Raw genomic sequence first — 13669 nt, 5'->3', positions numbered from 1 at the left:
ACGGAGCGTCCGTTAGTCACGTCACGAAGAGGACGACGGCGACCGACACGGCGAAGACCACAATCGTCCAGCGCAAGACCTCGGACGGGAGATGGCGCGCGATCTTGGCGCCGAAGAAGCCGCCGACCATGGTGGCCGGGGCCAGGACGGCGACCACCGCCCAGTTGACCGGGCCGAACAGGCTGTACGTCAGCACCGTCGTCACGCCGACCACGGCCGAGAAGACGTTCTTCAGGGCGCTGATACGGCGCAGCGGCTCGTCGAGGACCAGGGACAGGGCGGCGATCAGCAGAAGGCCCATCGCGGCGTTGAAGTAGCCGCCGTACAAGCCGCACAGGAAGACCGCCACCTGCACCTGCAGAGTGACGGCGCGCGGTGTCTTGTCGCGGGGATGGCCGGCCAGGGCGCGCAGCTTGTTCTGGAAGGCCATCATGGCCGCGGCCAGCAGCAGCAGGAACGGCACGACGATGTCGAAGACGCCGCGCGGGGTGAACAACAGCAGGGAGCTGCCGCCCAGCGCGCCGATGACGATCGTCGGGACGATCGACAGGATGCGGCGGCCCTGGCCGGTCAGGTCGGGGCGGCTGCCCACGGCCCCGGCCGCGTAGCCGGGGGCGACCGAGAGCGCGTTGCTCACGTTGGCCGCCACGCCGGGCAGGCCCAGGGCCACCAGCAGGGGGAAGGTGATGAGCGAGCCGCCGCCGGCGATCGAGTTGACCGCGCCGGCGGTCAGGCCGCCGCCCAGCAGGGCCAGGATTTCGCCGAGGGTCAATTGTCGTCGTCGCTCTTGTCGCGCTCGCGGTCCAGGGCCAGGTCGAGGGCGAGGACGCTGCCGATGATCAGCAGGGGCTCGATGCCGGCGGCGATCTGGACGGCGTACGTGTCGCGGATCGTCAGCCACCGCTTCGAGACCGCCGCCACCTCCTCGCCGCCGCGCTCGATCACGTATTCGTGGTCGAGCAGGTCGCCCTTCATCTCCAGGTCGTCGGGGCCGGGCACGTCGATGGTGAACTTCTCGCGGAACGGCGTGAACAGCTTCTTCTTGACCTCGGCGGCCTTCTCGCCGCCAATTCTGATCTCGTACGTCGGGCGGAGCGACACGAGATGGCGGTGCAGGCCGGCGACCTCGTTCCCCGACGGATCCTCGATCACCACCTTGTTCCGTACGCTCAGCACCTTGCCGTCGACGTGGAACACCTTGTTGCCGTGCTCGTCCAGCACGTCGAAGTCGTCGCCGATCGAGAAGAACCGCTCCCTGATGACATACATGCACCGATTCTTCATGATCCGCGAGTGAGGCGCAGAGCGGCCCGCGATCACGTGCTACCGTCCGCAAGACCGCTTGCAAGACGCAACCGCTCGGAGGTCCCGCGGTGTCCGACACCACCTGCCACATGTCGATGTCCCTGGACGGCTTCGTCGCCGGGCCGGACCAGAGCCGCGACAACCCGCTGGGTCTGCGCGGGCGCGAGGTGCACGGCTGGCACATCGGCGACCCGCGCGCCACCGAGGCCGACAAGATCGCCGCCGGGTGGCTCATGCGCCCGCGCGGTGCGTACGTGATGGGCCGCAACATGTACGGCCCGATCCGCGGCGACTGGGACGAGGAGTGGAGCGGTTGGTGGGGCGCCGAGCCGCCGTACCACGCGCCGGTGTTCGTGCTCACCCACTACGCCCACGACCCGATCGAGATGGAGGGCGGCACCACCTTCCACTTCGTCACCGGGGGCTTCGACGCGGCGTACGCGGCCGCATCGGAGGCCGCCGACGGCAAGGGCGTCGACATCGCCGGTGGGGCGTCGACCGTACGGCAGGCATTGATCGCCGACGTGATCGACGAGCTCACCATCGACATCGCGCCCGTCCTGCTCGGCTCGGGCGAGCGCATGTTCGACGGCGTCGAGTCGTTCGGCTTCGAGCCGGTCGAGGTGCTGCACTCGCCGCTGACCACCCACATCCGCTACCGCCGGGCCAGGTAGATCCCTTCGCCCAGGCGAACAGCCTGTGTGAGCTCGATCGTCCTCTGACGCTTGAGCAGCGGTTGCCCGCCGATCTCGAGCGCCCCGGTGACGTCGGCCGAACCGGCCCGTACGGCAATCAACCGGCCCTGCTCGATGACGGCGAGCAGCCCGCGTACGTCGAGGTCGAGCCGCACGAGCAGGGTGACCGTGGTGACGGGCAGGTCGGCCAGGTGGATCTCGACGCCGGGCTGCTGCTCGAAGGTGATCGTGTGGGCGGCGAGAGGCACCACCCGTTCCGCGCCGGCCCGGTCGGACAGGCTGGCCAGCGCCTCCTCGCACAGCTTGGTGTGCTTTTCCCAGGCCGACCGGAAGATGTCGGTCACGTCCATCTCGAGGACGCCCGCCGCCACCTGGCCCACCTCGGCGAGCACGGCGTCCTTGGCGCCGGCCGGCATCCGGCCCAGCTGGCCGCGCACGGCATCGGCGGCATCCCCGGAACGTACGGCCTCGGTCAGCGCGGTCGCCGCGTCGGCCGGGCTGTCGAAGAAGATGCTGCGGACGCTCGTGGTCTCCTCGGTCATGACGACTCCTCACGGAGGGTGAATCGGGGTCGGCCGGGGTCCGGGATCAGCCGGATCGCCGGCCGGGGCTCGCGAGCGGGCGCGGCGAGTTCGGTGCGGAAAGCGTCGGAGCCTTTCGCGAGTACGACGTGGGCGCCGGCGGGCAGGTCGGTGCGGCCCTGCTTGAAGCGCTCCCGGATGCGGCCCGCGAAGCTGCGGTAGGCCACGAACCCGGCCAGCGCGGCGAATCCGAGCGCGATCCGGCCGCCGAAACTGGCCACCTTGCTCCAGAAGCCGGCGTCGGCCACGGGCACCACCTCGAGACGAGAGAAGCCGTCGGCGGTGCCACGACCGGTTCCCTCGTACGCGACCTTCCACAGCACTGCGCCGGTGCCTCCGGGTGCGTCCTCCGGTACGGTCACGTCGGCCATCCAGCCCTGCGGCGTCTCGCGGCAGTCGGTGGCGGGACCGCCGCCCGCTCCGAACTCGGCGTGACAACCGGTGATGGTCACACCGTCGTCGACCGGAGCCGGGGCGATGGTGACGCGCTCCCCGGGTTTCGCCTTGGGCGGCGCGACCTCGGCCAGGAACTGCGGCGGGGCCGGGGTGCCGGGGTCAGACACCCGGTAAGCGATGGTTTCCTCGTGGCGGCCGGTGCGCCCACTCGTGTCACGCCAAGTCACAGCCCAGCCGAGCGCGTGGTCGCCGGCCTCGGCCGTCGCGGGCACGGTGACACCGGCGCTCCCGAACGCTTGACCGGTGAGGCGGCACGGGGTGGCGGAGCGGCCCCGGAAGCCGGCCGAGCAGCCGGTCAGCCGCACGCCGGGACTGAGCGTGGCGATCGAGACGGTGACGCGTTCGCCCGGCGGGGCGCTCTCCGGGCCGGTCGTGGCGGTGAAGGCCGGCTCGGCGGTGGCCGCGACGGTCGGGTCGGTCGTGGGGTCGATCGGCCGCGTTGGCTGCCGGGGGTCGATCTTGGGGAGCGAGGGCTTCTTCGGTGTGTTCCTGAGTCGAGGCCTCACGGTGAACAAGAAGGAACCCGTGTCGGCGACGAGGTCGGCGCCGGTGCGGGACTCGACGCCCCAGCGCAGCAGGGTCGGACCGGGCCGGGCGTCGGCGGGCACGCGAGCGCGGGCGAACCAGCGCATGGGCGACTTCTGACAGAAGGCGCCCGGGATCTGGCCGGGAAAGAACACCTCGCAGCCGGCGATGAGCACGCGGGGACGCGTGGTCACAAAGGTCAGCACGACTTCTTCGTCCGGGCGGGCCGACGCCGGCTGGACTGTCACCTGCATCCGGGACTGCTCGTCAGTGACCCGAAGTAACAGGGTGCCGTGGGCGGTGTCGCGCGGTTCGGCCGGGCGTTTGCTCGCGTACTCGAGGGTCCACGGGATGGTCAGCGTCGTGCCGGGCCGGGTGTCGTAGGGGACGCGGACGACGGCTACATCGGTGGCGCCGCAGGCGGAGTAGCCGTCGAGGGTGAGGCCGCAGTTGGAGATCGAGATGCCGGGGGTGAGGCTCTGGAACGTGGCGACGTACTGCTCGCCGGGTCTGAGCGTGGTGGCCTGACCGCGGACGTCGAACTCGGGCTCGGGCAGCGCCACGATTGCCACCTTGAGCGTCCCGCGATTGACGTGACGCCGGGGATCGTCCGGAGAACGCGAAGTCGCCGACCATTCCAGTTCGAGCTCGCGGCCGGGTGTCCTGTCCGTCGGTACGATGATCTTGATCAGCCGGGATTCGGCCCCTTCGGGTGGGCACGATGCCGCCGTCGGCGCGATCAGGCCGCAGTCCGTGATGCGGACGGAGTCACCGACCGGCTGGAAGGTGACGCCGATCGACTCTCCGGGCGTGGCTCTGGTGCGATCGGCGGTCGCGACGACGCCCAGGACAGTGAAGGGCAGTTCACCGCCCGTCCGGAAGGCCGACGGGCTCATCACGGTCTCGGACGGCTGCGGCGGGGCGGCGCGGCGCCCCACAACGGGCTCCGGCGAGTAGTCGAGCTCCCACAGCAACGTCGTCGGGCCGGCGGGCGTCCCAGCCGGAACGGTGATCGTCGCGGTACGCGTTTCCAGATCGCACTTCTGCGCCTCGTCCTTGGCTCCCGCCCAGGCCACGCTGCATCCGGCGATGCGGCCGAGGAAACGGCCGAAGTCGACCGTCACTTGGTCGGAAGGCCAGCCCTCGGCCGGAAGTGCCGGCTCGAACTGCGGCTCGCGTGCGGGAAGCGTGGTGGCGGCGAGGCTCGGGAGGGCAGCCACCACCAGGGCCAGCGCACAGAGGGCGTGCCTGACGACCGTACGGGAAACCGGGTTGGACAAGGAGAGCCTCCGAACCGGGGTTACTTGGCTCGACGGTTCGCCGTTGGTCTCTTCGGGTCAGTCGGATCGAGGGCGGTGTCCGTGATTCGACGCGTAGCAGACGGACATATATAGGGGTGTGATGTATCCGACTGCCCTGGGTCGGAAGAACGTCACGCCGATATTGTTGCCAACGCAAGTAAACAGTGGTCGAGAAGAGGGAACGCGTCGTGAGTGAGCTCAATCTGCTGGTGGTCGTCGGAAGCACGCGGCCCGGACGGGTCGGCCCGAAGGTCGCCGAGTGGTTCGTCGACGCGGCCAAGGCGCACGGCGGCTTCCAGGTGAGCGTGGCCGACCTGGCCGAGGAGAACCTGCCGCTGCTGGACGAGCCGCACCACCCGCGGCTGCAGAACTACCAGAACGACCACACGAAGCGCTGGAGCGAGAAGGTCGCCGCGGCCGACGCCATCGTCTTCGTGATTCCCGAGTACAACTACGGGCTGGGCGCCGCCTTCAAGAACGCCCTGGACTACCTGCACGCCGAGTGGAACTACAAGGCGGCCAGCGTGGTCAGCTACGGCGGCGTCTCGGCCGGCACGCGCTCCGCGCTGCAACTGCAGAGTTCCGCGTACGCGCTGAAGTTGTTCATGGTGCCCGAGTCGGTGAACATCCCGTTCGTGCACAGCCTGATCCAGGAGGGCGAGCTCAAGCCGACCGAGATCATGACCACCGCCGCCACGAACGTGCTCAACGAGCTGGCCAAGGTCTCGGCCGCGCTCAAGCCCCTGCGATAAGGGCCAGCACGTCGTCGATCGGGCCGGCGGTGAGCACGCCGCTGCCGGCCGCGATCTGCCCCGCTGCGGGCAGCAAGGCGACTCGGGCGCGCTCCATGATGTCGCGTTCACCTAGCGCGACGGCGGCGCGGGCCGTCAGGCACCACAACGCCTCGGACACCAGGTCAGGCGGCGGCTCGGGAACTCTGCGCAGGGCGTCACCCGCTTCTTCCGTACGCCCATGAGCTAGCAGCACATGCGGTCGAGCCCAAGGTTCGTACGGGCCGTAGTCCAGCGTGTGGTCGGGCTGCCCGAGGCAGAGCAGAGCCAGGGCGAGCAGCCCTTGCTCCAGCCCCGGCATGCCGGCGCCCGAGAGGCGGCGCGCGGCGGCGCGATAGGCGTCCGGCGTGGCTTGGCGCATCGCTCGGTACCACTCGGTGAAAACGGCCACCAGCGGCAACTCGTGGTCGGTGGCGAGGTGGTCGGCGGCTGCGGCATGCTCGTCGGCGGCTGCGAAATCAGCCAGCGCCGAGCGGGACTGCACGCGGATCAAGCGCCCCAGCACTTCGTAAGTGGGCAGGTCGTGCTTCATCGACAGGGCGATCAGCTCGGCGCCGATGGCATCGCGTTCGGGGGCCAGGCCGCAGCGGTGGAACGTCTGCATGAAGAGCCCGTTGAGTGCGAACGCCAGCAGGCGCGGGTCGTCCAGCTCACGAGCCGAGGCAACGGCCGTCGTCGCAGCGGCCACCGCGTCGCCCGAGGACAACGACCGGTGCGTCTCTGTCGCCGCGGTAGAAAACCGCTCCGCCGCCGAATCGGGGCTGGTGGGGCGCGTCGCTCCGGCTGGCGGCGATGTGCTGGGCCACGGAGCGCCACGTCGCTGTGGTCCGGCGGGGCCGCGAGACTCGACGGCGATCGTGGCCAGCAACCGGACGCGGGACGCTCCCCGAGCTGACGGCAAGGCGCGGCGAGCGGCGGCGACGATCTGGGCGGCTCGCGCGGGGTCGTCGGAGCGGGTCCAGATGGCCGGCACGTCGTAGGCGCCGATCACGCGGGCGGTCAGCGCGGTGTCGCCCAGCTCTTCGGCAGCGGCGATCGTGGCCAGGCGGTGCCGGCCGGCCGCTTCCAGCCCTCCACCGCCTCCGGTGACGGCCATCGTGCGCAGCAGGCCGACGGTCGAGCCCAGGCGGGCGCGGGCCCCCACGCTGCGCTCGTAGTCGGCGGCCGCGTCAGCCCACACCGACGGCGATGACACATCTTGTCGCAAGATGCTCGTTTCAAGCTCCCGCAGTGCCGGGCCCGGGTCCAGGCCGAGCCGGTCGACCAGCTGCTCACGAGCGCGGCGCAGCACAGCGAGGGCGTCGCCTTGGCGGCCCGTGCGATACAGGGCGAGGGCCAGCAGCCGCCAGCCTTCCTCCCGCCACGGGTGCTCGGTGACGTGTGCTTCCAGATCGGGGACGGCCTCAGCCGGCGGCCGGCTCTCGGCCAGCAGCTCCACGGCGTGCAGGCGCAACTCGGCCAGCCGGGCCCGCTCAGCCTGAGCCCAGGGCGCCTCGGGAAAGTCGGCGTAGGCCGGGCCGCGCCACCAGCCCAACGCCTCAGCCAGGGCCTCAGGCCGCTTAAGCGCCTGCTCGAACCGCCAGGCATCCACGGAGTCGGGCGCGGCGTGCAGCGCGTACCCCGGCCCCTCGGTGACCAGCAACGACGGCGGTGTGCGGGGCGGCCGATCGGGCTCGAGCGCCCGCCGCAACGCCGCGACAAACGTGCGGACGGCAGAGATCGCCCCCTCAGGCGGCGCCGTCCACAGATTGTCAACCAGATGCCCGACCGGCACGACCCGCCCGCGCGCCACGATCAGGCGGGCGAGCACCGCCCGGTGCACAGGCCCCTTGAGCGGGATCGGTTCGCCGGCGTCACGCCATGCCATGACCGGCCCCAACACCCCGAACCGCACCACCACCCGGCCACCGTACAACTCGCTAATCGCTCTCCGCCGGACACCGAACGCCCACCGCCGTGCGCCGTCCAGGCGTTGCGCGATCATGCGCGAGCGCCGGCGGTTGTTGCGCGTTCGCTCAGTTCTGCTCATTGGATTGCGCGATGTTGTCCGCCGTCGTACGTCGCTCAGGTGTTGCTCGGTCGTGTGCGAGTGTTGGCGGTTATTGCGCGTTCGCTCAGGTGTTGCTCTTCGGAGTGCGCGATGTTGTCCGCCGTCGTGCGTCGCTCGGGTGTTGCTCGGTCGTGCGCGAGCGTCGGCGGTTGTTGCGCGTTCGCTCGGTGCCGTTCGTGGATTGCGCGATGCTGTCCGCCGTCGTGCGTCGCTCCGCTGTTGCTCGTCCTGCGCAAGCGTCGGCCGTCATTGCGCCTTCGCTCGGTGCCGTTCGTGGATTGCGCGATGCTGTCCGTCGTCGTGTGTCGCTCCGCTGTTGCTCGTCCTGCGCAAGCGTCGGCCGTCATTGCGCGTTCGCTCAGGTGTCGCTCGTTGAATGCGCGATGTTGTCCGCAGTCGTAAGCCGTCAGGCGTTGCTCGTTCCTGCGCGAGCGCTGGGGTTGTGGCGCGCTCGACTAGGTGTTACCCGGTGAGTGAGCGATTTCGTTCGCCGTCGTGCGTGCTCCGGTCTTGCTCGGTTGTGCGCGCGTGTTGGCGGTTGTTGCGCGTTCGCTCAGGTGTCGCTCGGTTGTGCGCGGCGTTGGCGGTTGTGGCGCGGTTGCTCGGTGATGTTCGCCGCCGTGGGTGCTTGCTGCGTGGCTGCTCATTGGTTGCTCATTCGTGCGTCGAAGGATGGGGGCATGGAGCTTGAGCGCCGAGTGCGAGTTGACGATGGTGTGGAACTGTTCGTGCGGGTTGAGGGGAGCGGGCCGCCGGTTGTATTGCTGCATGGGTTTCCGCAGACGCACCTGATGTGGCGGCATGTGGCGGGCGACCTCAAGCGGGACTTCACGGTGATCACGCCGGATCTGCGGGGGTACGGGGCCAGCGACAAGCCGGTGGAGGCGGGGCCGGATACGTACTCGAAGCGGACCATGGCGCGGGATGTCGTGCGGATGGCCCGCGAGCTGGGGTACGAGCGGTTCGCGTTGGCTGGGCACGATCGGGGTGCTCTGGTGACGATCCGGGCCGGGCTCGACCACCCTCAGCACGTCACGCATCTGGGGTCGCTTGATGTGTTGCCGACGCTGGATATGTGGGACGTGATGCACGGGGTGTCGGCGTCGGTCGGGTTCCACCTGTATCTGATGGCTCAGCCGCCGGGGTTGCCCGAGAAGATGATCGCGGCGGCGGCCGACGAGTTCTTTGGGCACTTCCTTGACCTGTGGATTCAGGATCCGGCGGCTATTCCGGCTGACGTGCGGGCCGCTTACCTGGACGCATGCCGGAACGCTGTGCCCTCGATCGTCGCTGACTATCGCGCGTCGGCCGGTATCGACGTCGAGCACGACCAGGCTGACCGGGACGCCGGCCGTGTCCTGACTATGCCGGTGACCGTTCTTCAGCAGGACTGGGGATCCATGCTGGGCTTCGACGCGGCCGCGCTCTGGCACGCCTGGGCGCCTGACTTGAACCACATCCCCGTCAAGTGTGGTCACTTCATGGCTGAGGAGGCGCCGGAGGTGGTCGTCGAGGCGCTGCGAGGGCTCGTCCAGCGATAGGGACAAATCGGATAAAGTGCCGGGCATGTTGCGTCGCGCTCTCGTTTCCCTCCTGGCCGTGCTGGTCTTTCTGCCAACTGCACAAGCTCAAGCCGCGCCCGCCGTCATCGCAGCGCCGGCCGTGCTTGCTGCGCCCGCAGCGCCGGCTGCGCTGGGTGAGGTTGTGGTGCCGGCGGTGGCGGGGCCGGTTGACCTGGTGGGGCTGGACTTTCAGGTGATCAACGCGGGCAGCAAATGGTGCCTGACGTCGGAGTTGACTGAGCTTCCTTGTGCTCGTAGTGACCCGTACAAGTGGCGGTTTCGGCCGGTTGACGTGACCGGGCAGGTCGAGCTGTTGAGCGTGAAGACCGGCCGCTGTCTGGGCATGCCGGGTGGCACCCGGCAGGCGGGGGCGCGGGCCGGTCTGGAGCCGTGTGGGGCGGTGCAGTCGCGGCGGTGGCAGCTGCGGGATTCGGTGGGGGAGACGGCCAAGGTCGTGAATTCGCTGACGGGGCAATGCCTGCAGATCGCGAGCGGGGTCGCGGTGCAGGACTCCTGCGCGGGGACGGGCGGGGCGCGACGGTGGACGGTGCGGGTGTTGAGCATGCCGATTCCTGGGCTTATGTAGCCACGGGGATGGATGCCTCGCGATGCTTCTGGTTGGATGCGAGGCACGATCCCCGAACGGAGGGCGATGCGCCGCGCCGTCTCTCTCTGGCTGGCCTTCGTCGTGGTCGGCGGGCTTTTGCTCGCCGGCGCGGTTGTTGTGTCTCGGCCCGCCGCTAAGACTGCGGTCGCCGCTCGCAGCGTGGCCGCCACGCCGTACGAGCAAGCCGTTCAGACTTTGCGCGCGCAGTCGGAAGCGCTGCTCAGCGGGGATGAGCCGAAGTTCCTGGCCGCCGTCGACGGGCCGTTGAAGAAGCGGTACCGCGCCATGTTCCGGTCGCTGCGGGGGTTGGAAGTGACCCGCTTCGACTATCTTCCGGGCGTGGGGCAGCCGGCCAAGAACGGGCTCTCCTTCCGTACGGAAATTGCTTACTGCCTGGGTTTTGACATGTGCCCCGGCAAGGCGGGCAGCCGGTGGCAGCAACCTCCGCGCATCGAGCAGCGGCTCACCATGCGGGCCGTGGGTGGCCGGTACGTGATCAGTGCCGTCGCGCCGGGGCCGAGCGACGATCCGCGGCGGCCCGCGCCCTGGGAGAACGGCGAGCTGGTGGTGCTGCGCGGCGAGCGGGTGACCCTGATCGCCGCGCCGGAGCAGCGCCGGCATCTGGCTCAGGTGCTGCCGGTCGCGGAAAAAGCCGCCACAGTGGACGATCGGTTCGCGGCGCTGATCGGCACCTCGCAGTCGCGCTACCGGATCTATCTGGCCGGTGAAGCCCAGTGGCGCAGCTGGTACGGCGGGCAGGAGGACGACTGGGCGATCGGCCTGGCCGTGCCGCTCAACATGCACGGCATCGACGTCGTGCTGCGGATGAAGACGCTGGCCGACAACCCGGTCATGCTGCGCGTCGCCCTGCAGCACGAGTTGGGGCACGTCGTGACGCTGTCCGGCGCTTACCGGGCCGACGCCGCCGAGGACACGTGGCTGAGCGAGGGCATCGCCGAGTACATCGGGTGGTCGCCGATGAGCGCGGCCGACACCTTGCGGCGGCACAGCGTGCGGTGGGCGCTCCGAAACGAGCGGGCGAAGTCGATGATCCCGTCGCAGCCGGGGCCGGACGCGCCGTCGCGGGCCGGGGACGCCTTCTACGGGTTGAGCCATCTGGCCGCCGACTGCATGGCCCGCAAGTACGGCGACCAGAAACTGTTCGCTTTCGTCCGGCTCGTGCTCACCCTGGACAACGACTACGACCAGGCCGCCCGTGACGCGTACGGCGTGCCTTTCGAAATTGTCGACCGGGCTTGCGTGAAGTGGATCCGGCAGCAGGTGCTATAGCTGTCCCATGCTGGTTGACTTCGCCGCCGACGTCGCGGCCACGCCGATCCAGGTCGAGGCGGCCGCCGTCGCCGCCGAGAAGGACGGGTACGACGGGTTCGGCGCGGCCGAGACCAAGCACGACGTCTTCCCGGCCCTCGCTCTGGCCGCTCGCGCAACATCGCGCATAACCCTGCAGTCGGCGATCGCTGTCGCCTTCGCGCGCAATCCGATGAGCGTGGCCGTGCTGGCCAACGACCTGCAGCTGATCAGCGAGGGCCGGTTCCAGTTGGGCCTGGGCTCGCAGGTGCAGCCGCACATCGAGCGGCGCTTCGCGATGCCCTGGAGCAAGCCGGCCGCCCGCATGGAAGAGTTCGTGCGCGCGATCCGAGCCATCTGGAAGGCCTGGGGCGGGGAGCGGCTGGCGTTCCGCGGCGAGTTCTACCGGCACACGTTGATGACCGACTTCTTCAATCCCGGTCCCAATCCGTACGGCACTCCGCCCGTCCTGGTGGCAGCGGTCGGCGAGAAGATGACGCAGACGGCCGGCCGCGTCGCCGACGGTCTGCTGGTGCATCCGTTGACCAGTGCGGCGTATCTGGGCGAACGCACCCGGCCCGTGCTGCGGGAGGCCCGCGGCGGCAGCCTCGACGACTTCGCGGTGTGCCTCTCGGCCATGGTGGTGCTGGGGGCCGACGAGGCCGCGCGTTCCCGCGCCGAGCAGGCGGTGAGGGGGCAGATCGCGTTCTACGCCTCCACGCCCGCGTACCGGCCCGTGCTCGAGATGCACGGCTGGGGTGAGCTGGCCGACCAGCTGAACTCGCTGTCGCGGCGGCAGGCCTGGGCCGAGATGGCCGCGCTGATCAGCGACGACGTGCTCGACACGTTCGCGGTCACCGGCGATGTGGCAGCCGGGTTGCGGTCGCGGTTCGGCGGGCTGGTCGATCGGGTTTCGCTTTATACGCCGTACGAGGTGGAGCCGGCACTCATCGCGCAGGTGCGTCAGCAGTTGTGAGCTCGTCGTCCAGGGTGGCCACGCCGTGCTGGACGGGCAGGACGGGGTCGCCGCCGTAGAAACTCCAGCGGAGGAAGGCGGTCGTGGTGGCGGCGACGGCAGGCAGATCGGTGATCTGGTGGCCGCCGTCGGTGATCGTCATCATGGCCCGCGACCAGGGGACCGCCTCGTAGACCGTGCGCGCGGCGGTGTACTTGACCGACGTGTCCTCGCGGCCGTGCACCATGAGCACCGCCGCCGGCGGGCCGCTGAACGGCGTACCCAGGAAATCGGTGCCTGCCATGAGGACGCCCGCCTTGAGCCGGTCGTCGCGGTGCGCGCTCAGCAGGCCGGCCGTGGTGATACCGCCGCCCGAGTGCCCGGCGGCGGCGATCCGCGACGCGTCGACGGGCTCCTTCTCGAGCACCCGGGTGATCACCTCGGACGCGTCGAGAGGCTGATTGACCAGGTCGTACGCGTTGAACTTGGACGTGCCGAGCGCGGTGTGCGGATATCGCGGGGCGGCCACCACGAACCCGGCGAGGGCCCACCGCGCCAGCAGTGACGCATAGTCGTCGGGCTGGGCGTGCAGACCGTGACTGAACAGAACGAGCGGGTAGGGCCCCGGTCCGACCGGAGCCCACACCTGCGTCCGCAGCGCCCGGCCGTCCCGGGCGAACGAGTAATCACGGCGCGCCACCGTGCGTACGGGAACCGGGGCTTGACCTTGAATCGGCTCGTACGGCGTAACGGCTCGTGCCCCGAGCGTCGAACTCTTGGTCGACGAGAGCACGGTGCGCTCGCTCGCCGAGGCCTGCCCGGTCTTGACAGCCAGTCCGCCGGCTGCCGCCGCCGACACGCTCAGTAACAGTGTTCGTCTCCGCACGGGCCCCAAGGTGCCCGGGAACCCTGTGCGGAGCCTTTGCTCAGGCTGTGATCTCGATCGAGTCGATCCGGTCGGGGTAGAAGGCGACGTGGTCCTTGATCTGGGCCACGGCGTCGCGCGGGTTCTCGTACACCCACAGGGCGTCGACCGACTTGTCGCCGCCGGACGGGATCGAGTAGTAGCTGGCGTCGCCCTTGTAGGGGCAGTAGGTCGAGGTCGCCGTGCGCTCGAGCAGCGACTGGTCGACGTCGCTCATCGGGATGTACGGCACCGCCGGGTACGTCGACTCCTGCAGGGTGAGCGCGTTACGGGTGTCCGCGACGACCTTGCCACCGACCTTGACCACGATGTGGCCGGCGTTCGGCGTGATCGTGATGGGGTGGTCGGGACCGGGCACGAGCTCGGGACGGTTGGTGGACATGATGCCTCCCTGGATAGGTCTCCAGCGGGAACAAGCCGCTCTTCGGTATCACCATTCCCGCTGTGCTTGGCGCATACCGCTGCTGCCGCGTCAGCCGCGCCACTGTTTTCGGCACGGATATCCGTACCTACCTCAACCGAACGGCCGGAAGGCCGCAGTTGCCGCATCTCGGGCGGCCCGGCGTGATGGCCTGAGGGGGCACAAATCGGCTCGAGGAAGGGTGAAC

The 13669-nt window shown here is 69.7% G+C and carries 13 protein-coding genes; 6 read left to right on the top strand and 7 right to left on the bottom strand.

Annotated elements, in window-relative coordinates:
• Positions 1-16: 16 nt before the first annotated feature.
• Positions 17-772, bottom strand: a complete 756-nt coding sequence (locus tag OWR29_RS24065) for a sulfite exporter TauE/SafE family protein (RefSeq protein ID WP_267565455.1) — start codon at positions 770-772, stop codon at positions 17-19.
• Positions 769-1269: an LURP-one-related/scramblase family protein gene (locus tag OWR29_RS24060; RefSeq protein WP_267565454.1), complete on the bottom strand. Its 501-nt coding sequence runs from the start codon at positions 1267-1269 to the stop codon at positions 769-771. Before OWR29_RS24060 ends, OWR29_RS24065 begins: the two co-directional genes overlap by 4 nt.
• A 104-nt stretch (positions 1270-1373) precedes the next feature.
• Between OWR29_RS24060 and OWR29_RS24055 the strand changes: the two genes are divergently transcribed.
• Positions 1374-1979, top strand: a complete 606-nt coding sequence (locus OWR29_RS24055) for a dihydrofolate reductase family protein (RefSeq protein ID WP_267565453.1) — start codon at positions 1374-1376, stop codon at positions 1977-1979.
• Here the strand turns inward: OWR29_RS24055 and OWR29_RS24050 are convergent.
• Positions 1961-2542, bottom strand: a complete 582-nt coding sequence (locus tag OWR29_RS24050; RefSeq protein WP_267565452.1) for a hypothetical protein — start codon at positions 2540-2542, stop codon at positions 1961-1963. The two genes, OWR29_RS24055 and OWR29_RS24050, sit on opposite strands and share 19 nt — an antisense overlap.
• The gene (locus OWR29_RS24045) at positions 2539-4842 is read right to left on the bottom strand and encodes a hypothetical protein (protein ID WP_267565451.1); all 2304 of its coding nucleotides are present in this window, start codon (positions 4840-4842) and stop codon (positions 2539-2541) included. Before OWR29_RS24045 ends, OWR29_RS24050 begins: the two co-directional genes overlap by 4 nt.
• A 209-nt stretch (positions 4843-5051) precedes the next feature.
• Here OWR29_RS24045 and OWR29_RS24040 point away from each other — a divergent pair, with 209 nt between their 5' ends.
• Positions 5052-5615 (top strand): NADPH-dependent FMN reductase, encoded by a 564-nt coding sequence (locus OWR29_RS24040; protein ID WP_267565450.1) that lies wholly within the window; start codon positions 5052-5054, stop codon positions 5613-5615.
• On the opposite strand, the gene OWR29_RS24035 is transcribed toward OWR29_RS24040, so the two are convergent.
• Positions 5599-7521 carry an AfsR/SARP family transcriptional regulator gene (locus OWR29_RS24035; RefSeq protein WP_267565449.1) on the bottom strand — a complete coding sequence of 641 codons (1923 nt, stop codon included), beginning with the start codon at positions 7519-7521 and terminating at the stop codon, positions 5599-5601. The two genes, OWR29_RS24040 and OWR29_RS24035, sit on opposite strands and share 17 nt — an antisense overlap.
• Positions 7522-8384: 863 nt before the next feature.
• Between OWR29_RS24035 and OWR29_RS24030 the strand changes: the two genes are divergently transcribed.
• The 4 genes from OWR29_RS24030 (at position 8385) to OWR29_RS24015 (ending at position 12157) form a co-directional block, all read left to right on the top strand.
• Positions 8385-9245, top strand: a complete 861-nt coding sequence (locus tag OWR29_RS24030) for an alpha/beta fold hydrolase (protein WP_267565448.1) — start codon at positions 8385-8387, stop codon at positions 9243-9245.
• 25 nt (positions 9246-9270) lie between these two features.
• Entirely contained in the window at positions 9271-9852 is a 582-nt protein-coding gene (locus OWR29_RS24025) for an RICIN domain-containing protein (RefSeq protein WP_267565447.1), read from the top strand.
• 66 nt (positions 9853-9918) lie between these two features.
• The gene (locus OWR29_RS24020) at positions 9919-11163 is read left to right on the top strand and encodes a hypothetical protein (RefSeq protein WP_267565446.1); all 1245 of its coding nucleotides are present in this window, start codon (positions 9919-9921) and stop codon (positions 11161-11163) included.
• 7 nt (positions 11164-11170) lie between these two features.
• Positions 11171-12157, top strand: coding sequence for a TIGR03617 family F420-dependent LLM class oxidoreductase (locus tag OWR29_RS24015; RefSeq protein ID WP_267565445.1), 987 nt, complete (start codon positions 11171-11173; stop codon positions 12155-12157).
• Here OWR29_RS24015 and OWR29_RS24010 read toward each other — a convergent pair.
• Positions 12129-13022 carry an alpha/beta hydrolase family protein gene (locus tag OWR29_RS24010; protein ID WP_267565444.1) on the bottom strand — a complete coding sequence of 298 codons (894 nt, stop codon included), beginning with the start codon at positions 13020-13022 and terminating at the stop codon, positions 12129-12131. The two genes, OWR29_RS24015 and OWR29_RS24010, sit on opposite strands and share 29 nt — an antisense overlap.
• A 40-nt stretch (positions 13023-13062) precedes the next feature.
• Positions 13063-13443 carry a DUF427 domain-containing protein gene (locus OWR29_RS24005; protein WP_267565443.1) on the bottom strand — a complete coding sequence of 127 codons (381 nt, stop codon included), beginning with the start codon at positions 13441-13443 and terminating at the stop codon, positions 13063-13065.
• Positions 13444-13669: the final 226 nt, after the last annotated feature.

The organism is Paractinoplanes pyxinae (genome assembly GCF_026626335.1).
GTDB classification, from domain to species: Bacteria; Actinomycetota; Actinomycetes; order Mycobacteriales; family Micromonosporaceae; genus Actinoplanes; species Actinoplanes pyxinae.
This window is presented reverse-complemented; position numbering and strand designations above follow the sequence as displayed.